We start from the raw sequence: 22,733 nt of genomic DNA on the forward strand, positions 1-22,733 counted from the left end.
ACGCAGACATTGGGTTCTTCCAGCCGATAAGAATAAGGCCCTGGAATCTCTTGTTCAGCCGTTGTCTTTAAACGAACGACATGAGGCAAGACCGCTGCATCTTCCTCCTGTTCGCTGACTTGCATAACAACATAAACATGCTCTCCCGACGGAGGAAAATCCGTGACAAACTCCAGATTGTCACCCGATCTCGACACATCGACACGACACCGTTTGCCTGTAGCACAAAACATTCTTCAACTAAGCCTTGCACCTTCAAACTGACCTGAATATTAGCAAACGATTGTTCACGATTCATATTCATTAATACAATATACATCAAATCGCCATCAGCTCTAAGCTGCGCATAGATCTCATTCGGTGCCTTGCCCGATTCGGGATCCAACAGGGTCAATAGCGATGATCTTGATTTACGGCAAGCATCCGTCAGAACAGACGAAGCAAAAGGCACCTGCACCGCTTGGGAGGCAACAATTCGGGCGGTGTCCGAAGGAAGCGCATCGACGTATTTCGGCGGTTCTCCCGCAAAGATGATACTTCCCCCTGCTGCAAGGAATTGTTCCAGCAGCCGCACAGTGGAAGAACGCATGGTCATCAAACCTGCAACCAGCACCGACCGATAAGTCGCCTGACCCACACGCAGCACCGCATGACCATCATGATCAACACCGATGGAGCTCAAACGGCACAACATCTCTTCGTCGCCGTAATCAAAGTCGATTTGCTCGCCAGCCAGCCAATGAAACGTATTCCGATAAATCTGTTCAAGCGCCTGTACTTGAGGAGACATTGCTTCCAGATTTCTCGACCAACCCGGATAAATTTGACCCCATAAGCTTTCCACCGGGTTGATGACCAACAGTTCGCATAACGGCCTCCCTTGCGACAAAACCACTCCCAGCCTGGAGAAATACGTTTCCACATAATCGTATTCTTGCCACCACGCAGATTGATGAGCGATACTGGCCGGATAATCCCGTTTCGCTTCCCCTGCCATTGTATACCAGGACAGATGATGACAGCGCAAATTAATTCCGAAGAGAGCTTGCCAATCACCTACAGCTTTATGGCCCTCTAATGGCATTTGCCATCCCGTGCATCCGTACAGCTCGGATAACAACCACTTTTTGCCCAATTGGTGTGCTGCAGAGGACAGTTGCTTCACAATCCAGTAGTTCAAATTCCCTTCCGTCAACACATCTACGCCCGGATAGTCCATATGCTCATAGTAACGCATCACAGAGCCGACCATCGCGGTTTGCGCCGCTAAACTGTCTTCATGCAGAATATGACCCGTCAAAATCAGATCATTCGCTTGGCACCATGCCTGAATCGGCTTCGCGAAATTGTCCAGAAAAATTTCCTGAAGCAGATCGGTATAATGCCATTTCACTTGGGAGAACTCCCTGCCTTCCGGCTGCAAGAATAGTTCGGGCAACTTTAAAAGCAGGTCGTAACCGTAGGTTTCTTTGAAGCGATCGAACAAAGTATATGTCCAGGGCGCATGCCATTCTTTATCTTCATTGGCAAGACTGAAGCCATCCATTAAAGAACCGCGGTGAGGCTCATCCGTAAAAATCCCTTTAATCGCTTTACCAAAATGCTTGCCGCTATGTGATTTGTACTTTTCATGCGTTAGCTCGATGAATTTATCCGTTGCTTCCCGATTGAGTGTATCCAGATAGGTATAGCCATTAAAGAAGCTTTCTTTTTGCTGTTCTTCTATCGAGAACGCAAGTATGCTAAAGCCTTCATTTGATCCAACTGCAAACCCTTCTTCCACTGGCTGAATGTCATAATAGGCAAGCCCTTCAAGTCTGCATTTAAACGCTGCAATCAAATTGTCGCTCCACTGGAATCGTTCTGCCGGGACAATTTGCAAGCGAATGAATTTCTGCCGTAAGCGAGGCTCTTCCGTAACCATTCCGCCTGCCGTTCCGCTGGGCCAGCGGTCCTCGTCATAAAGCCACGCCTCCATCCCGAGCTTTTCCGCTTCTTCCGCGCAAAGGTTGATCAAGTCGAACCATTCATCCCCCAAATATTCCGTAGCAAGCCCGGTTCGCGAATGCATAAACACGCCGCCGAAGCCCATTTCATGAAATACATGCAATTGGCGAAGCAGTTCTTCCTTCTCCAAATTTCCGTTCCATGACCAGAAGGGCTTACCCCTAAATTCCGCAGTTGGCCGCATAAACAAATCGTGTAGTGCCGTTAAATGCTGCAATGATATTCACCCTAACCTTTCCAGTAAGCAGAGATCGGCGTCAACGGATCGGATATATTCGTACAGGACCAATTAATCCTGAAGGCTCCTGTGGCATTGATCTGTCGAATGCAGAAGGCATCTTTCTCACCAGTGTATTTGTTACCTCAATGCGTAATGAATTTATTCCATCTTTTAGCTGTTTAACAGCTTCAAATGTATAAGGCGAGCAAATTCTAACACCCAAATGAATGTCATTCATCCAAACGTCAGCTATCTCGTAAACTTCACCAAGATCTAATATTACTTTACTGACAGACTGACTCCTCTCAAATTCAAAAGTAGTTTCATATTTAATCGTTCCCGAAAAGTCAGGAAGTATCTCCGGTAATGAAATGTTGCCCAAGCCATGAATCTTCTCCTCGAGTTCAAAATCAGGGTATTGTTTAGCTTCCGCTTTACTCGTTATCCAATTATCCGGCAACTCAAGAAAGCTGTTTATATCAGTTGTACTGCTAGTCTCATGTGGATAAAATTCATAATTGCCAAGTCCATCTTCGAGAAAAACAATAAATACAGAATCATAAGGTGCCAATTTCAAACAAATTATTGTGAATTCTCCATCAAACGTATAATGCAAAGCATGGACCTGATTATTCATTGCATCATAAGCTAAAGGCACGCCTTCAGCTCTTAACCTAACATGTGTTTGAACTGTTTTCTGTCTGCTTTCATTAGTAAAGAAGAATAACGATTCCGCATTCTGGATGTAATGGTAGTACCGCAACGCTTCCTCATATGTTTTGACCTCCACATCATAATATCCCAAAGTCCTGATTCTTGGGACCAGCTCGTCCAATGCAATAGCGTTGGCGTAATTCCCTTGTTTCAGCTTCGCAAGCAGTTGATTGAAATCATGTGGTTTAGTGTTAGTGCTGCTTGCGGTTGGATAATCCCGAATAAACAGCACATGGATGCCATTGTCCTGAAGCTTCATCAAGCACTTTATGAATGCCTCCGGCAGACGTTCTGCATAAGGAACAACAATAGCACGATACTGCTCTTCATTCACCTGAAATTTACCTTTGAGAATCTGATACTCCTCTTCGTTAACAAAGGTGTCGATCGGAATAACGTCACAATCAATTTGGTGAAGCGCAAGTGTCTTAACAATTTCTTCAAAAGGCTGATAGCTGCCGGACCATTCTGCTTCTGCATGATAGATAACGGCTATAGGAGCAACATGTCTCCCTCCTGAGAGCAGATGGCAAACACGATTAGCATAAGTGGACCAGACGTTAAAATATCGCCATTGCGGATTTTCGCCACGCGCATAAAAATGTGGAGGGCAATCCAGATCAGGGAATTTCGGCGAGAAGGCATGAGGAACGAGAAAGTTTACCCCTCTCACGCAAAGATGATCCGTAATCCACTTCATTAGTTTGAGACCTTCCTGCCAGCCATAAGCGCCAAATGCCTCGCAGATGGTTACACCTTGCTTCTTCGGATCTAAATGAGCTGCGGAAGTCGCCATCTTGGTCATGCCCCAATAGAAGAATTCTGTATTAAGATAGCCGAATGGCGTAGTAAACCGACCAGACGTATATTCAGGCCAAATCTGATAAACCACATCTAGTCCTGAATAATCCTGCCCCTTAATCGCGCGGAAGAAATGACCGCTGCCGAATCCGAGCCGCGCATGCGCTCCATTATCCTCGACCACATGACCGATCAGTTTGACATTATGGGTTCTGCACCAGTCCCCAATCTGCTGTGTATAATTTTCCGCATATAAACGGCTCACAACATTCATATAAGTAAACCTGACAGAATGAGTCCTTTCGCCGCCTTCGTACCAGAGCAAGGGCAAATAAAGCTTGTAGCTCACATTGTCTTCCCACTCGGCATCTAATTCAGCGATAAGCGAATCCGCATAGGGAAGTACAAATTGTGAATAGCCAGATGGCCCCTTAATGCCACCGTAAGGGAATTCCATTTGTTTTTGACCTAGGCTGCCATCATAGGATGCTACATTTCCAAAACGCGGTTCATCAGTAAAAAAGCCTACGATGGTCTGGCCAAAATCAGAAGCATAACGGCGATAGTGCTCTTCATGAACATGATGGATAAAAGCGCCAACTGCTTCTTGCTGTAATGGGTTTAGATAATCCTTCGTGTGCTCTTCACCGCCATTGCGGGTGCGAATCAAGATAAATACACGCCAGTCTCCCTCGGGAACATCCCAATATAAAATGCCCTTGTGGACTTGTCTGCTAACATCAATTAGTGTGTCAGCATCAATCACATCTACACCATCTATTCGTTTTGCAGCAATAACGCCTATGAGCTCATCTCCCTCATCCAACCATGCCTGGATGAGGAAAGAGCTGCCTTTTAATGGGCCGATGACATCAACATGCTTTTCAGCCAAATAAACCTTCAGGTATTCTGGATGTAGATCACGAATTCTGCCCGCTGCATATCCACTTGGGTACGAGCTATCATCGAATAACCAAACCTTCATACTCCTTTTGCGTGCCTCATCAAGGAGAATGTCGAGGTCGCGCCACCACATGTCACCGAGGAAATCGGGATGCGGCCGCGACTCTATCACAAAGCTATTAATTCCATTTTCATGCATCTGCTTAATTTCTTCACGGAGTATATGCTCATTCTCCCCATGCTGCCAAAAAAGCGGTGTAATATAACTGGGAATACTGGTTCCATTTACGATTTCAGTCATTTTGCCCATATCTATCTCTCTCCCCTAGCTTTTCTCTCTATTAATTTGTTTTCTTAATCGCATAAATGTCAGTGTAATAACCAGTTGAAGCAGTTTTCTTATCACTGATGTCTCATCATTCATTACATTGCATGAAGATCAGCTTCATGGCAAAACCGGATATCTTCTTAATTTACACAGCTCACATCACGATTCAAAGTTTGGAAATTAAAGAATCGTTAATTAATTAAAGTGAAGTTTAATAATAAGATTTAAATACCTGATAAAGCAGGTTATATTTGACTCATAATAAGTTAAGTAAAGGAATTCTGATAATATGAGAATATTTAAGAAGTACATCCGGAATCATTTTATAAACAAATTACTATTGTCCTTCATTTGTATTATCATCGTCACCTCTATCCTCTTGTCTTTGGTTATCGGCAACATCATCAGCAAACATATGACAACAAAAGAGTTCCAGTATAATGATGTAATTATGTACAATGTCAATCAATATATGGATAGCAAATATAAGCTTATCCAGACTATTCTTTATCAGGCCTTTATGGATAAAACGTTCATTGCCGATGTCTTTAACTTCCTGAACGAAGATTTCATTCCCTATTCCGCCGAATTCTACAATGCGAAACCGGTCTTCGACAATTATATGAATTCCGCCTTTTCCAGAGATCCTGATATGACTGCGGTGTCGTTCTACAAAATTCCCGAGGAACGACTATATCAGTACTCTAAAGTTCTTCCCAACACCTACACCAAGCAAGAATTCGCCTACCCGGAACAGTTGGAATTGAATGACCCTGTCGGTAATCCGCTGATCCACATCTACCCAGCCAAACTATCAGATTACCTGCTGGACAATAACCGGCTTGTGTTCACTTTGGCGATGAATGTCTCCTCAAGAAACAACGATCGGAATGCCGGCATTTTATTGTGCGATTTCGATCTTCAAGGCTTTAATAAAATGCTGGCCAATTTCAATTCGGGCTTGAACAGCCAAATTCTGCTTATCGCCGATAATGGAGACGTTGTTTATGATTCTGACGCTCAATATTATGGAGCCAAATTCCCTTACTGGGGAAATGGTGCACCCTTATCTGACAAAGTACGGATAGGCCAGGAATCCAACCTGATCAAAACGTTGCGTTCATCCAAAAGCGGATTGACGGCCGTCAGCATCATTCCGGAGAAAAATATAAGCGCATTGGTCAAGGAAATGAGAATGGCTATTTATCTTTTTACCACTCTAAGCATCTTAATGTGCATCGCCTTAATTATTGTCAGCTCCTTCTTCCTGACGAAACGGATCAAATTCATTATTCAAGCGATTAAGGAATTGCGCAAAGGAAATCTCGCCTTCAAGATTCCGGTTCAGAACCAAGAGGATGAGATCGGCCAAATTGCCCTCAGCCTCAACCGAATGAGTGCCAATCTAATGGAGCATATCGAGAAAAGCTATATATCCGAATTGAAACAGAAGCAGGCTGAGCTAACAGCGCTCCAAACGCAGATCAATCCCCACTTTCTCTATAACACCTTGGAAGCGATCCGAATGAGAGCGGTATCGAGCGGTGATAAGGAGACCGGACAAATGATCTACATCTTGGCGGAAATGTTCAAGAGCACCATAAAATCGGAATCTGTGATCAGCGTGGAACAAGAAATTTGTTACGTCGAACAATATTTGCAGTTGTTCAAAATCCGATACGGGAAGCTGTTCTCCTATTCAATCGATGTCAGTGAAGACATCCTCCCCTATGGATGTATCAACCATTTGCTCCAGCCTCTGATCGAGAATTATGTGATCCACGGATTCTCGCAAAGAAATCCCGATAATTTGATTTCTCTCGCTTGCAAATGCCAGGACGGCAAGCTGATGTTTATCATAGAAGACAACGGCAGAGGCATTCCGGATTGGAAGGTGCAGGAAATTCAAGAACAATTAGCACACACATCGATCTCCAATACCAAAAGCATCGGATTATTGAATGTAAACGAGCGAATCAAGCTTATGTTTGGCAAGGAATTCGGACTAAGCCTGCAAAGTGAGAGGAACACGGGAACCAAAGCTATTATTACACTTCCAGCGATGAACAGAATGGAGTTGAGCCTGTATGTACAAGGTATTAATCGTTGATGATGAGCCATTCATCCTGGAAGGCATGAAGAAACTGATCGATTGGCAGGGACTCGGCCTCGATATCGTTCACACCTGTTATGATGCGTTGGATGCGCTTTCTTATTTGTCCAGGCATTCTGTCCATATTCTCATTACGGATGTGCGCATGCCGGATATGAGCGGATTGGAGCTCATTATCAACATTAAGAAAATGAATATAAATACGCCCAAATTTATTATACTTAGCGGGTATAATGACTTTTCATACACGAAAGAAGCTGTATTGCTCGGCATTGAAAACTATTTATTAAAACCAATATCCGAGAACGAAATGGTTTCGACCCTGAAAACCACCACACAAAAAATTGAAAGTGAATTGTTTCGGCAAATTGAATTTAGACAAGGCCAAAACATAATAAGAGATAACATTTTGCACCGGTGGTTGATGGGGAATATCGAGAAGAAGGAGCTTCTGGAAAGAGCAGCCTTCCTTAATATTGTATTGCCTGAAGCGAATTACTTCACTGTTCATGTTATCCCTATTACCGCCGCTTCCCATGAAACAGAGAGGCTAAAAATAACCAATAAAAATCTCCTTCAATTTGCCGTCCATAATATATGCAATGAAATTACATCCATTCATAACAACGCTATTACTTATTGCGACCCATCCGGAAAAGTAATTATTGTGTATTCCCAAGTCAATTCGGAGATAGACTATCCGATTCTAAGAAATGAACTAAACGAATGCATAGTTCAGATTAATCAATTGTTGGGTATTGATGTGTTTATTATGGTCGGCAGCGTTCAATATTCACTTGAAGAAGCCCATTTCAGCTATACACACGCCAAAAAAATGGAAGATTATCAGTTGGTTCTCCCTCCCAACACGGTGTTGTTTTTTCACGATATTCAACCCGACTCCGTAGAGCTGAAGAACCAATTAAATATCAATTTCAAAAAGCTCCATGAATTGATTGTAGGGAGAAATCGAGAAGAGACAATCCAAATGGTTAGAACGATTTACAATAAATTTATGAGCCTGAATCTGAACAACCCCAAGTATTTACGGGAATTATTCATGGAAATTTTATTTCAGATCAAGTTTGTGATCCGAATGCATTCTCCCAATTCTGAGATACTGCTGCACGATTTCGAAGACCTCGTACAGAATACGCTGGAGAAACCCACGCTGGATCAGCTGCAGGTCTGGATTGAAGAGTTATTACAACGAACATTCGACTTCCTGGAACATCGAAATGAAGAGCAAAGTCCGTTCATACAAAGAATACTTTCCCACATAGAGAGATGTTATATGGAAGACATTAACCTCTCGACGCTTGCCCAAGAATATCATATTCATTCCGTCTACTTGGGTTATTTGTTTAAAAAGGAAACCGGAGAGCCTTTTAACAATTACTTGAATCGAATCCGGATTGGAAAAGCGGTAGAGCTGCTGCGACAGTATCCGGCAATGAAGGCCGTTGATGTCGCCCAACAAGTAGGTTACGTCAACCCCAATTACTTCTATACCGTTTTCAAGAAAATGACCGGCATTTCCCCTACACACTTTCGCAAAGATTAAGTATATTTGACAAATCGAGTAGGCCCATGCGCAATTGCATGAGCCTCTCACAGAGCCGGACGTACGGGTCTGTTTATATAGGATAATATTTGCTCATATAATCACCGGAAGTAGTCGAGCCATTCCAATAAGCAACCGCAGAATTATCACTTGATGGATATTTCCATACGCCAACCGTTTCTGAAGGATTGCTTAATGTCCAAAGATAATCCCCCGGATTCTGAGTAGGGAATTCCATATATAGCCATGCATTGTCGATATAGTTGACGAATTGTTTTTGAGCTATCGGCGTCCCGCTTACAGTTGTAGCGTAATCCGTATTCCATGCATACAGCTTTAAGGTCAGATTGCCTATATTATTATCCCAACTCGGGCAGAATGTGTCTATCGCTGCAAATGGGGATGTTGCGCTAAACTTCTCAGCTGCTACATCATTTGTTGTTATTTGCACTGGACTGCTGGTACCTATTAAAGTGTAAAGATTTACAGGTGCTTTTAATTGACCTGGATATATAGAGAAATTTACCCTATCCCGAACAACACCGGTTGGATCCTGCGGATTCCAGAACGCTTCAACACTTATCTGCTTTGATGTGCCGCTGGCGACTCTGGCATGGATGGTTATAGACTGGCCTGCAGGCAATGTATTGCCATATACCCAGCCTTCATCACTTTTAATTTTATCCGTAATATCGTTTCCGGAAGGGTCTGTCCATATAACTGAAGTTGCACTATCCCCGCTCTCAAAAGCGACAATAGCCGGCAAACATTCCATGTCTCCATTATTCGTTATCGTTACATCATATCCATTTAAGTTCTCACTTGCAGACAGGTTCAGTGCTTCCAGATTACCATCTATATCCTTTATTCCTTTAAGAAATTTTATTGCCTTTTTTGCCAGGTTCGTATAGGTGTAGGTTGTGGTTTCAGGCACTACGCTTGTAGGCATATAATCAGTCGAAGACCATTCCCAACTCTCAAATACATATTTATCAGCGCGTCCTCCGATTTTCTGGTGCTCTACCATTCTGTTAAAACTGCCATTAAAGAAATTCTGCTGCCACTGAGTCGGATTACTGTCAGCCAATGCTTGAGATCCGTCATAGTCTTCGTTAGCTATTACTTCATGAAGCGCACCATGGTTGTGAAGCCATTGTTCATAAGCCAATACCTTGTTTCTTGTCCCTGCACCGCCATTAACCCAAAAATGATACGGCAAATCAGTGGAAAATACAAAAGGCTTGCTTGGCGCTATAGCCTGTTGCATATCCATAAATGCCTGCATGATTTCATCAATTGTGAATGACCAGCTTACCTGATTACCATTGACCAATACCGGATTACCTCGTGGACTATTGTAATTGTCTTCAACAAGATAACTTAAATTATTCAAATCATACAACGGCGTAAAATCCAATATATTCGGCCCATAATTATAGTCATAACCCGGAAAACTCCAGTAGATGGGACTATTGGTTAATTGCAGGTGTGTATACGGGTAATAATCGTATATTTTTTGATATACAGGCTTCCATAATGATATCAACTTATCAATAACCTGAGTATGAGTCATACTCGGATTATTCATCAAAAGCTTGTGTATATTGAAGATAAAATCAAATGATATATCTGCATATGCCACTGATAAATCTCTCTGAAATTTAGCCATCGTGCCGCTGTAGGATCCCGGAACACCAAACATGGTATGCCACTCGTAACTATCCCATCCGTTAATCAAGGTGGGGCTCTGACCCTCTGGAACCCAATGAGCTGCCGTTGTCCCATCAATTTCGTTTTTGAAATTTGTATAATATGGCTCCAGAATCTTATAAAAATCTTGAACAACTTCAGGAGTCATCTCGCTTGAAAATGGTATATCATATCTCCACGCCGCTTTGTGCATCATAAAAACGTCAAGATATTTTTGCACAAATGTCCACTGGTCCGGGTGGTCTATAAGTGACTTGTTATCTCCGACACCACCCCATGATATTTGTGCCGGATGAGGTCGTGGTCGAACCGACGGCGCCGGTGAAAGAGTCATGGTAAGCACAATATGCTTCTCATTTATTTTCCCATGTATATCCTGACCAAAGACTTTTACATAATTATTTCCTACCTTGAGATTCTTGGCAATGAAAGCCCAGTTTGATTTCGCCTGGAATGCACCGTAATCGCCTAAAGCACCATCATGTGAACCATATCTTATTTCATACCACATTGGTATTTTTATATCAGTAGATGCAGTTCCTTGTACTTTTACATATGTTTCCGAGATACTGGTATTGGTAGGTGATGTAATGCTAATCAAGCTGCTTTCATTTTGGGTTGTTACAATATGTTCAGGAATGAAATACTTAAATGCATCTATAGCAACATAGTTATTTGTTGAATTCTGTTCATGCTCACCCTTGACTATTACTTTTATCGTATGTTGACTATAAGATAAACCCGTTTTTTGGTACAACACTTGCTGCATTAATGGTGTTGCTGAATATGCACTTATGGTTGTCTGTAAAACATCATCTATATAGATATCAGCCTTTCCTTTATCTGCACTTCTTTCACCAATTAACCTGATCCCACTCCCTGTGAATGTGTATTGGGCATAACTATTGGCAGTGGGCGTCCAATGTGCGGTATTATTGTAACGGCCTGATAATGTATTCGAGTAGCCCCATCCTGATGAATACGTTATATTGGAGTCATTATCATCAATCGTTGACCATTTTTGATAATAGTCAATTGCATCTATACATCCATAGTAATCTGTGGAATTAGCATCCTTATTCCCGGATATAGATATTTTGACTGTATGTTGTCCATATCCAAGCCCGGTCTCTTCAAACAGAACTTGTTGCATTCTGGGGTTTACACTATAATTATTGGTATCAGCTATTTTTACCCCATCAATATATATACTCATGCTGCCTTGACCATCACTAGTTTCTCCTATTATTCTGAAGCCGGTTCCCTCGAATGTAAACTGGGCATAACTACTTGAAGACTTTGACCAATGCGTTGTATTATTGTAACGGCCTGATAATGTATCCGAGTAGCCCCATCCCGAAGAATACGTTATACTGGATTCGTTATCGTCTATTCTAGTCCAATCAGAGTAATCAAAAGCTTTAGTTGCAGGTACATGAACAAAAGTAAGCACCATGGCCATAATCAAAAATGCAAGTAGTATTCTATTGACCTTTAATGATTTAAAAGAACGCGTAAAATACATTTTTACCATTTTCATTACCTCCTTAGTCAATGCACTGCCAAGCCCACAAAACCGACTCGTTTATTACAGACGAGTCGGTTTTGTGGTAACGTAAGATCATATAATCAGTAAGATTGTTTAGAACTTAATAATTTCTTTGGCTTGCACAAGCGCTTTGGCGAATTCCCCACTGTAATAATCGTAGAGCGCTTCCACACCCATTTTTTTGGCCTGATCAATCGTTTGCTGCTTCAAAGCCTTAAATTCATTGTCATCCTTGGCCAGCATGACTTTAAGCAATTGTTTCTCAATATAAGCAGTTAGCGCACCTTCTTGCCGTTTGATGTCCGTAGGCACCTCGATTGGCATGAAAGAATTGATGAATCCTGTCATCGATGTAGAGAATGCGTCTCCCGACACCCTGTTTTTTGGAAGAACCTCGGATGCTACCTCTTTGCCATAGTATTGCACAAAGTCGGCTTCAACCGCATTTTTGGAAGCGAGCGCCAGCTTCTCCTCTTCTTTCTCATTCAGAAGATTGAGCTTCTGATTGGTTGCCGGGTTAATAAAGTTCGGTCCCAATCCCACATCATTCTGGTACTTGTTGTAGCCGTATTTGACCGCGGCATCCGGATCTCCATTATTTTGGCGGAATTTTTCGGTTAACACGGCTTTGCCATTCTCCAGTACCCAATCGGTTCCTTCTACTCCGTTATAGATCGTCATTGCCCCATTAATGGAAAAGAAATAGTTGATCAATTCCATTGCCCTCTCCGGATTTTTGGCATTCTTGGTAATTGCCCAGGAACGGCCGTTGAGCCCTGTCGGAGTCGGTATCGAATAAGCGTATTTGGCATCAATCATGGGAATCGGCACTGGGGTGAATCCTTTGCCGTCATGTCCTAGGCCCTTCAGATAGCCGTTGGTCGGCGCTAACGGCCAACTGAATACACTGGCAAGAACCTGGTTCGTATTCGCCTTCTGCTGGGCATTTTCGTTCTTCTGGGTGAACGCATCCGGATCCATCAGACCCTTCTGTTTCACTTTGTACCAAAACTCTACACCTTGCCACATAATACTGTCTTCGGTCGTATACATATTCCTGACATCCGACCCGTCACGATTGGATTCCAGCACTAATGCTCCTCCGGATCCCTCCTTGCCCAGTACATATCCTGTAAAAGTGTTTGTTTGAAACAGAACCCCTTGCGCATCGAACCAAGGAGAGAAGCCGAAATTTTTCTTGCCCTCTTCGTTGGTTGGATGCTTCTGCAGCATATCCGCTACGACATTGATGTAATCATCGAAATTTTTGATTTCAGGATAATTCAATTCCTTATAATAGTCCCATCTCAGATAGGGCCCAACGAGCAATCCCCAAGGTGTTTGAGTAATCGCAGGATTTACGGGTTCTACCCCGCTGCTGAGGAAATAAGTGTCTCCCGTATTATTGCTTAAGTATTTTTGGCTGTATTTCAACATTTCCGAAGCGTTCTGTTTAATATCTCCGCCATATTTGTCCACCAATTCGTCAAGCGGAATGACTTGTCCGCTCTTGATCAGCGTGACCATATCAGTTGCTGGAGCAAGTATGATATCCGGCAGATCACCGCTGGCCATCAACGCCTTCCACTTCTCATCCGTAGGATGCGTATCGATATTCATCTTAATTCCCAGCTTAGCTTCGATATCCTTCGCCACGGGATCCTCTTGAATGCCGGACGGAATATTGTTCGCGAACATCACCGGCCATATCGAGAATGTGATGGGCTCCTTGGCAGCAGCGGCTGTATTTTCTTCGGCCGCATTTTCCCCAGGGGTTGCAGACACCTCAGGTGGTTTAGAATTTTTCTGCGTACACCCCGTTATAAGCATGGAAATCGCAACTACACTTGCAAACAACGTGTTCAAAAATCTTTTTCTGTTCAATCTAATTCCTCCTAGTCTCATTTTTTGCAACCTTTATTATACCTGTCAGATTATCGAACTCGTGAATCATCCAACATGGGAATAAAGCTGGGCTGAACTCTACCCTTTGATGGCTCCAACCATGATCCCTTTGACGAAATAACGCTGCAGGAACGGATAGAAGAGCATAACAGGTACAATGGAGACGACTGCAATCGTTGTCTTCAGGGAGAAGGGGCTGATTCTCTGCCTGCTTGCATTCGCCAACAGATCGTTCATATTGGCGGGATTCGAGAATGCGTCCGCTTCTCTTAGAAAGTTAATCAGGATCAATTGGATTGTCTGAAGATGCGGATTGTTGACAAGATAGAAGTTGTCCTGCCAAGAGTTCCATTGTGTAACCGCACTGAACACGCCAACAGCAGCAAGCACGGGCACAGAGACAGGCATCATAATCCACATGAAAACTGTAAAATATCCTGCGCCGTCCATCATCGCCGATTCCTCCAGATGCGGAGAAATCTGCTCCAAGTAAGTTTTGATAAGAATGAGTAGGAACGGAGAGATCGCGGTGGGCAGAATATAGAGCAAATAATTGTCGGCTAATCCCAACTGCTTCATTGTAATAAACCAAGGAATCAAGCCAGCGCTGATATATAGGGCAAATACCGTTGAGCGATACATAAAAACTCTGCCGAATAGCTCTTTCTTCGTAAGCACATAGGCAAACATGGAGGAGAAAAATAAGGTTACCACGGTACCGGCGAGTGCCCGGGAAACCGAAATGAAGAAAGCCTCCGTAATTCCTTTATAGACAAATACTCGCTTGTACGCTTCCACATTAAACCCGGAAGGCCATAGGACAACAAGACCTGACGACACTGCGTCAGAGTTGCTGACTGAAACCAGCAGCAGATAATAGAAGGGATAAATGCATATAAAAGCGAAAGAACCAAATAACACATAATTTATAGAATGAAATGCAATGCTCTTTACTCTCATATTTTCACCTCGCTTCATTAGATAATACCGCTGCCTCTTACCCTCTTCGCTATCATATTGGCTACAGTAATCAAGAGAATACTGAAGAGCGTTTTGAAAATTCCAATTGCTGTTGACAGGGAATAGTCGCTCATTGTGATGCCTATTCGATATATGAAGTAGTCCAAAACTTCAATTTTATCTGCAACGATCGCATTATAGAACAGATAATATTGCTCGAAGCCATTGTTCAACAGATTTCCGATCCCCAGCAGTAGAAGTGTAAGGAAGGTCGATACTAAACCGGGTACCGTAATATGTTTTATCTTGTTTAAACGTCCTGCGCCATCTACCGAGGCTGCATCATACAATTCAGGATCAATCGAAGTAATAGCCGCGATATAGATAATGGCGCTGAACCCAAGATTCTTCCAAAGATAGATCCCTGTTTGAAAAAACCATACGATGTGTGGATTCGCAAGAGGATTAAGAGGTTGCTTGATCCAGCCGAAATTCAACAGCAGCGTATTGACAATGCCGTCACCGACCGAGAACAGCGAGAAGAATACGGCATAGACCAGCACCCAACTAATAAAGTATGGCAGCGTTGTTGTCGTTTGAATCCATTGCCGCACCCGTTTCGAATTCATTTCTGCCAATAGAATGGCGAAAATCGCGGGGACGGGCGAAGTCAGAAAGTATAGCCCGCTCATTACAAGAGTATTCCTGATCACGTTGGCGAAATTCGGCTGCTTGAACATATACGTAAAACTCTTAAAACCCATGAAATCCATCTGCGAGAATTTCAAACCGGCTTTGTAGTCAAAAAAAGCAATGCTCCAGCCCCAGAGCGGCAAATATACAAAAGCAACCAAGAGGACAAAACAGGGAACTGCCATTAGCAGGAGTGTTGCCTTTCCAGATAATAACCATCTGTTTTTGGACCTCGCCACATTTCTGTTGACCATGAATCGCATTATGCTGTCGCACCTCTTTCTCTTTCTAATACTAACAATAGAGGTTTCTGGCATTTGCTTAAAGTTTAAAAAGTCAACATTACAACAGAGATTAAAGTTTTTCATATTTACCATAATAGAGTGAGGAATGCTATGCATGAGTGTAATGCGAATTGAAAAATGCCTTCATTTCAGTTGTTGTTCAACTCATACGGATAAGTAGTAGTTGCTGAAATAATCACCAGTAACTGTTGATCCGTTCCAGGCTCGGCGATCGGTATCCCGGCAATGGTTGTCGCATAATTCGTGTTCCAGTGATTCAACCTGATGGTCAGGTTGCCGATACTTATATTGAAAAGACCATTCGAGGGAGTTAATCAGATGAAAGCAATTGTTCTCAACATTAAATTCTCCCCGCAGCAAGCTGCGGGGTATCTTATCTAGTGGATTCGCTTTGCTCACTTAGAATAAGGTCAATTGCTCTCCTTCAAACTGTTCATGTAGTTTTACGTATTCTTCTTCTACACAGGGCCATCGCATTAGAATGATGAACCAGCTATTCGGGAAATATGCGGTTAGCAACAACGATGAAAAACATCGCTAATAGGAACTTGAACCATAAACGTGAATGAATAACGATGGAAAACATCCTACTTGGGGCAAAAACAGTCGCTTCAGATGCACAAGTACAGCAACAACGATGAAAAACATCGTTAATGTACTTTTCAACCATGGATCAAAGCAAATTAGGTTGAAAAACATTGCACTTTCGCCGGCGGAAGGAAAGGGAAACCTTGGTAGGCTTCGGTGTTTCCATCAAGACAGCGGCTAATGCGATTGCCCTGTTCTTCTACACCTTGCTTCTTGACGTAATTTCTTATTGTCACTTCCTCATATCTTTTCGATATTTCAACGCATACATCTTTCAACGTTTCATCTACTTCATTGCTCAATACCGATTTTCTGTACTTTGCTGGACATACAAAATGATACATAAGCACCGACACGTTGTGTGATTTATGGATATACTCGCTCAAATCACAGCGTCTCCTTCTACTTTTCTCTTTTGTGCTCTTTATACTTCAAAATCTAAATCTAAGTTACTGACGCAGCAAGCTGCGGGGAATTGAACCCGTAGCGATTCAAGTTAAAAGCCTCTTTTGAAAATAAGAATCAAATCTTAACCCTAACCACCATGTAAAAAATGTCCCCGCAGCCAGAAGGCTGCAGGGACATTTATGATGTTCTACTCAATCACGACCATCTGATGGCATTCCAATTGAGGAACCGTGTAGTGCAGTACGCCATCATTTTGTTCAAAGGCCAGCTTCGTCAATTGCGGCGCCAGGTACACGTCTTGGACGGCGCCGGGAATCTTCAAAGCTACTTTTACATTCGACAACGGCACAATATCCTCGATGACTTCAACTCCATTGCCCCGTTTGACGGGCGTTGCATAAAGCAGATGGTTAATATATCGATTCTCATGCGGCTGTTGTTGTAAAGTTACAATTCCTTGCGCAGGAAGATTCGTCTCTAAAGTTTTCCTAGTCGAAAGCAGACGATTGAGTGCATGCAGCACGATTTCTTTATGAACAAGGCTGCCTTTAGTGGCATAATCTTCGAAAATATTCCAAGCGATATAGATCCCATTGTCGCTTTCCACCATACCTGGCCCGCCATCATTATGAGAGGTTGGCGTATGTTGGTGCGAGCAGAACGTAAACGCATCGCGGTTAAAATAAGGATCCTCTCTACGCCCTAGCTCTGTCCCTCCGTCAAGCTCAATTCGTTGACCTTGGCCGTACATAATGAAAGAGGCATTCAGCAAGCTTGTCAGAGCAAATCCCGGCTTGAAATAATCGGGGCGGAACTTATTTTCTCCGATCCACTTTACTCCGAGATCAATGCCGAAAGCATCGCGCGATTGGCGCAGCCCTGATTTGCCAGTGGCCAGCAGCTTGCCTCCGTCAGCTAAATAGGAGTTCAGCCTGCTCTCAAGCTCCGATGCCAATAAAACATCATCCGGAAGAATAATAACCTTATAGGAATTGAAGTCGACCTCTAAGTCGATTACATCGAACAATATTTTGCCTTCGAGCAGCATTCTAACCGCACCGGCATCGGATAATCCCGTGAAATCGGACTGGTTGCTCGTCGCATGGGCACCTACGGCTTCCAATGACAGCAATGCGACGTCGGCTATATTTTGCACATTCGTGCACCACTGCTCCTTGTCGGCCACTTCCTTATAAGCGGCTCCGATCAACGCATAGGTTGCCTCGTCCATGAGTCCATTAGGGTGCAATTGATCCCCGATCGAGCATCTCGCGCCGTTGGCGATGCTTAACGAAGTCTCGTATCGAAGCGCATTGGGATGCTTGTATCCTCCGAATTCTCCCCAAGAGGTATGGAATTTCCCAGTCATGCCGAGGAAATCCATGCCCAGAGTCTGAGCATACCGAGCCGACAATGGAAAATGATCATAACCCCATCCGCCCGTAGGCAACGATTCCAGTTCCAGATGGGTATTCATCAAAGCCATATCTCTACGCCCTCTGCGGATATGGCCTCCATTATGGAAAATGCCCAAGCCCGGCTTGATCTCATGAATGACTTCCTTAACTTTAGCCGTATAGTTCGCGTAGGTTCGCTCCCAAAGCTCGCTCATCACGGATGGATCCCTTGGGTCTTTGTTCTGGCTCCTAATTTCGTTCACGCAATAGTGACAGTAACATGTCCGCACGCCAACGATATCCAGGAAAATACCATCGGCATCATATCGCGTAACGACTTCCTTAATCTGATCCAAGAGAACATCTAAATAGGGAGAGTTCATGCAAAACTCGTGATAGCCGGGTTTCATGAAGCCGTCTACCCAAACGGTATGACCGTCGATATTCCGAATGAGCCATTCAGGGTGCTGGCGTGTCAGCTTCTCATCGAGTCCCGCGGAAAGATAGACCGGGGTTTTAACTCCGATCTCATGGGCTGCTTCGATCATTGCCCCGAGCAAATCGAAATTCAGCTCAGGGTGCTGCTCATTAGCTTCGGAGGGATGGTAAGCCCAGCCGTGATGGCATTTGGAGAAAATCGTAATGGAATCTACGTGCCCTTTAATGAGCATCGTCTGAAATTGCTGTTTTGAGAAATCCTTGCCAATGCCGGGAATAGCCTCGGAAGTATGAAAATCCAAATGAACCTGTCTAAATCGCATATCGATATCCCCTTTAGACCGAGTAATTTCTAACTCTACTGTAACCGCTTCACCGGGATTGAAATAGATCTTGTATCGACATTCTATAGGACAAAATCGACTATATTAGTAGTCAACGGCGGTTTAACTATTTACAATGAATCTAGGGAATGTACCCGCAAGGAGGATGAATCATGGACTGTATTAAACTTCAGATCCCCCCGCTTCCGCAATTCATCACGATCGGTCATGGCACATGGAAACCCGGAGGCCAGCATTTCGAACGAAATTTTCAAGTATACGATGTGCTTATCGTCTTGAAAGGTACGCTGTATATGACGGAAACCGATATTCCATACGCGATCGAAGCAGGTCATTTGCTGATCCTTGAGCCTGGACTTACCCACTTTGGCCATCGCCCATGCGACGAGGAGACGGATATTTACTGGCTTCATTTCATCCATCCGAATCGGGCAGAACGAATATCGGACAAGCATATCCCTTGGTCGTCTATCATCCAACAAGGTACGGATAACGATAATGCGCCTCACGAGCAGTGGATGTATCTTCCCAAATGGACTCCATTCGACGCAACGCCCTTGATTCCCATAATGAACGAAATGCTGAATATCCAAAGCAAGCTTTGCCAAGAAAACGCCCTTCAGCTGCAAAGTCTTCTCGCCCAATTGTTAGCCCATATGCAGCAGTGGCTCTTTCAGTCCTCCAAACCTTCGCAGTCGCTGCTCCATTCCAAACAAATCGAAAGCTATCTCATGCGCCAACGCAATGCCCCGTTTAAAGCGAAAGAAATGGAGCAGGAGCTCCATTTCCAATTCGACTATTTGACTAGATGTTTGAAAAAGCATACCGGAATGACGCCCTTGCAATACGTCAACCATTTGAAGATAGAGGAAGCCAAACGAAGCCTTATCCACACGGATGTGCCGATACCGTCAATCGCCGAGCACATCGGAATCGAGGACTACAGCTATTTTATCCGGCTGTTTCGCAAGAAAACAGGTATGACTCCGAGCGCTTACCGCAGGCATAGGCAGGGCGTAGTCTGATTTCTAGCGAATTTCAATTTCCGCGAACTGCATGCGGTAAGGCTGGCCGCCTTCGGTTGTAATTTGCCGCAGGCTTGTTCCCTCTACTTTAACGTACCTTGCGGATTGAGCGGTAAAGGTAAAACTTTGAGGAAGATGGTTCGGCTGCGCGTAACCCGTTTGCGTCACGACGGTCGTCCAAGGACCGGACGGGCTGGCCGCCACTTGGATCGTAAAGTTAACCGGAAAACCCATGCCGACTTGCCCGTTGTCATTTCTAGGGAACAGATCGACGCGGCTAATGGTTTGCATTGCTTGCATATCAAGCGTAATCGATTCCGTATGATTGGATGTTAAGCTATTGTTGCTGGTCCAACCGTCACTGCCGGCAACGGAGTTGTGTATCCGATCCGTTGCGCGGTACGCACCCCAGTCAGCATTCTCAACCGAGCTTGATGCGCTAACCAAAGCGCCTTTTGCATAGTCGGGAGAATCGTAGATTTCAACCTCGGCAAATTGCATCCGGTACGGTTGACCGCCCTCCGTCGTAATCCTTCTAAGGTTGGTGCCTTCGACCTTCACGTAACGCGCCGTCCCCGGTGTTACGGCAAACCATTGGCCGATGTTTCCCGGCTGCGGGTAGCCCGTCTTCGTGAGAACGGTCGTCCAAGGTCCTGCTGCGCTTGTCGCCGTCTTAACCGTAAAGTCGATCGGGAAGCCTTGCCCGACATTGCCGGCATCATTACGCGGGAATAATTCAATTTCTTCGACTGGCTTAACCGAACCAAGGTCGAAGGTTATCGACTCCGTATGATTGGCTCCAGTATTGCCATTGCTGCTCCATCCTGCAGATTGGGATGCAATGGTATTGCGCTGATCATCGTTTACTTTCCCCATTCCCCATCCGTCAACAGTCGATTCATAAGAGCTCGTGGAGGTTACCGTTGCCTCTGCAGCCAAGTTGCTGTAAGGAGCAAAACCCGTCGGGAGCGCAAACAGCCTTCCTTCTCCGGGGCTTAGCGTCAGATTCATTACTCCCGTCGTCGAATTATAGCCCGGTACGCTTACCTCCGCGCCCGTTGACTTAGAGATTTCCGTAATCGTTGAAGGTTTCGGGCTAAAATTGAAATTCAGCGTTTTGCTGCTCGTGTAATCCCGGTTCGTTATCATCACGTATTTGCGCCCGCTTGCGTTCGTGAAATAACCAAACACTAGCGGCTGACTCAAATCCGCCGGCTTGACGAAGAAATCGGCAGGCAAAGCTTTAGTTCCCGATGCCAACGTTCCGGTATGATAGACTCGCACGGAAGTCAAATCTTTTAACGTTGCTCCAAGCTTGCGCATTTCCGAGCTGAGCGTCTGAACGTTAACATAGTTGCTTAGTTGAGTTCCATTGGAATCGACGGGGCTGTTGTAGAAATACTCTCCACCGGCAGGGTCCGGACGCCAATAGATGAACCAATACATTTTTTTGAAACCGTATGTGAGCATGGTGTATACGTTCCAGCGCATTTCATTCAGGGACGGAGCCCGCAAGGCAACATCACCGGCCGAGTTCCGAACCTCTACGCTTTGCATGAATCCACCATAAAGAACTTGATTCGCAAGTCCCCGGCCGCGGACGAGCTCAGCGTTAAGGAAGTAAGAGTTGGTATCGGTAGAACTCGTTCCCCTGAACGGGTAATTGTCGTATAAAATAAAATCCGCGCCGCTGTACTGAACCCAATCGTCCAAATAATTCTCATAAGATGAACCATAGTTGTCACGCGAAGTATACAGTCTGAAATTAAAATCGTAAGTTTTGACCGCGCCGCTCTCATAAGCGCTCCCGCCGGCATACACATCCCCGGTCGAACGCACGACCCAGCCTACGGAATTATCGCCGCCTCCGTTATGGGTCAGCTCCATGTAGTAAGTCCCGCCTGGCGTTACGGGAGCTGCTACCCGGAAATAACGATGAAAATCCGGAGCGCTTCCGCTGCCGTTCCCGGTTATCGCCGCTTGCCCGAGCAACGAGGTTTTGGCTGTGCTATTCCACAGCTTCAAAGTTAACGTTTCGCTCGAAGACCATTGCAACGAATCGATGTACATGTCGATTCCGTCGATATAGCTGATGCCGGCCGGAATCGTAATCGTCTGGCCGACGCTGTTGGCAGTGCTCACATAGGCCCCGTTGCCTAAGGCTCCGGAATTCGACTGGATTAATTTACCCGGAGGAGAAGATGCACCGTGGTTGGGCAGCATGTTCACATAGTAATCGAAATTGGGGGCGAATGCCTTCGCCACCTTGTAGGCGTTAGCGTAGCCCTCCATCTCATACCCGCCGGGTTCGTCCTTAAAGTTGATTCCTTTCACGCGGGCATCGTTCTTGTAGGGTGTCAATAAATTCTGTAAGGCAGTAATATCTGCAGCCGTGTAAATAGGTTTGCCATAAATGTCCGAATCCGTGACTAGTAGCTTTACGTTATTCGCGGAGCTGTTGGCAATGCCGGTTTCGTTGGCGCTCTTGTTGAGGGTTTGCCCGCTCGGAACCCGAACCGCCGTAATGGTATCGATGTTCGCAGCCGCGATATTCGCCCAGTTCGCGTTCGTATTATAGTCGGCTCCGATATAGACCGGCGGCTGCCAATAAGCGCCAACCTCGAAGGATCCGGTTCCACCGGCGCTCGCCGTTAAAGGCATTACTCCTGCGATAACCAAACCCGACAAAACGAACAACCCAGACTTCAGAAACCTTTTTTTCATAACCGCGCCTCCTCTTTCCTTTCGATCTTTTTTCATA

General features: G+C 44.6%; 11 protein-coding genes and 1 pseudogene. 3 read left to right on the forward strand and 9 right to left on the reverse strand.

Going from position 1 to position 22,733, the window contains the following annotated elements; translation table 11 throughout:
• Positions 1–67: 67 nt before the first annotated feature.
• Positions 68–2,224: a glycosyl hydrolase gene (locus K7P76_RS06575; RefSeq protein WP_232184371.1), complete on the reverse strand. Its 2,157-nt coding sequence runs from the start codon at positions 2,222–2,224 to the stop codon at positions 68–70.
• A gap of 40 nt (positions 2,225–2,264) precedes the next feature.
• Complete coding sequence (locus tag K7P76_RS06580) at positions 2,265–4,955, reverse strand: glycosyl hydrolase (RefSeq protein ID WP_232184372.1); 2,691 nt, start codon at positions 4,953–4,955, stop codon at positions 2,265–2,267.
• Positions 4,956–5,262: 307 nt separating this feature from the next.
• Here K7P76_RS06580 and K7P76_RS06585 point away from each other — a divergent pair, with 307 nt between their 5' ends.
• Positions 5,263–7,083: a sensor histidine kinase gene (locus tag K7P76_RS06585; RefSeq protein ID WP_232184373.1), complete on the forward strand. Its 1,821-nt coding sequence runs from the start codon at positions 5,263–5,265 to the stop codon at positions 7,081–7,083.
• Positions 7,061–8,650 carry a response regulator transcription factor gene (locus K7P76_RS06590; protein WP_232184375.1) on the forward strand — a complete coding sequence of 530 codons (1,590 nt, stop codon included), beginning with the start codon at positions 7,061–7,063 and terminating at the stop codon, positions 8,648–8,650. The genes K7P76_RS06585 and K7P76_RS06590 overlap by 23 nt, the downstream gene beginning before the upstream one ends.
• A gap of 73 nt (positions 8,651–8,723) precedes the next feature.
• Here the strand turns inward: K7P76_RS06590 and K7P76_RS06595 are convergent, their stop codons facing one another.
• The 6 genes and pseudogenes from K7P76_RS06595 to K7P76_RS06620 all read right to left on the reverse strand — a co-directional run bounded on the left by K7P76_RS06595 (position 8,724) and on the right by K7P76_RS06620 (position 18,926).
• Complete coding sequence (locus K7P76_RS06595; RefSeq protein ID WP_232184377.1) at positions 8,724–11,894, reverse strand: hypothetical protein; 3,171 nt, start codon at positions 11,892–11,894, stop codon at positions 8,724–8,726.
• A gap of 108 nt (positions 11,895–12,002) precedes the next feature.
• Positions 12,003–13,793 carry an extracellular solute-binding protein gene (locus K7P76_RS06600; RefSeq protein WP_232184378.1) on the reverse strand — a complete coding sequence of 597 codons (1,791 nt, stop codon included), beginning with the start codon at positions 13,791–13,793 and terminating at the stop codon, positions 12,003–12,005.
• A gap of 99 nt (positions 13,794–13,892) precedes the next feature.
• A complete protein-coding gene (locus K7P76_RS06605; protein ID WP_232184379.1) occupies positions 13,893–14,774 on the reverse strand; it encodes a carbohydrate ABC transporter permease in 882 nt (293 codons plus the stop codon).
• Positions 14,775–14,791: 17 nt separating this feature from the next.
• Positions 14,792–15,721, reverse strand: a complete 930-nt coding sequence (locus K7P76_RS06610; RefSeq protein WP_232184380.1) for an ABC transporter permease subunit — start codon at positions 15,719–15,721, stop codon at positions 14,792–14,794.
• Between the two features lie 878 nt (positions 15,722–16,599).
• A pseudogene (locus tag K7P76_RS33630) lies at positions 16,600–16,746 on the reverse strand (transposase); the annotation flags it as partial.
• Positions 16,747–16,955: 209 nt separating this feature from the next.
• Positions 16,956–18,926, reverse strand: a complete 1,971-nt coding sequence (locus K7P76_RS06620; RefSeq protein ID WP_232184382.1) for an alpha-amylase family protein — start codon at positions 18,924–18,926, stop codon at positions 16,956–16,958.
• 173 nt (positions 18,927–19,099) lie between these two features.
• Between K7P76_RS06620 and K7P76_RS06625 the strand changes: the two genes are divergently transcribed.
• A complete protein-coding gene (locus K7P76_RS06625; RefSeq protein ID WP_232184383.1) occupies positions 19,100–19,972 on the forward strand; it encodes a helix-turn-helix transcriptional regulator in 873 nt (290 codons plus the stop codon).
• Positions 19,973–19,975: 3 nt separating this feature from the next.
• Here the strand turns inward: K7P76_RS06625 and K7P76_RS06630 are convergent, their stop codons facing one another.
• On the reverse strand, positions 19,976–22,732 hold the full coding sequence (locus K7P76_RS06630; protein WP_232184384.1) for a discoidin domain-containing protein: 2,757 nt from the start codon (positions 22,730–22,732) through the stop codon (positions 19,976–19,978).
• Position 22,733 lies beyond the last annotated feature (1 nt).

Origin of the sequence: Cohnella silvisoli (assembly GCF_021190915.1) — a bacterium.
In the GTDB taxonomy this organism is placed as follows: Bacteria; Bacillota; Bacilli; order Paenibacillales; family Paenibacillaceae; genus Cohnella; species Cohnella silvisoli.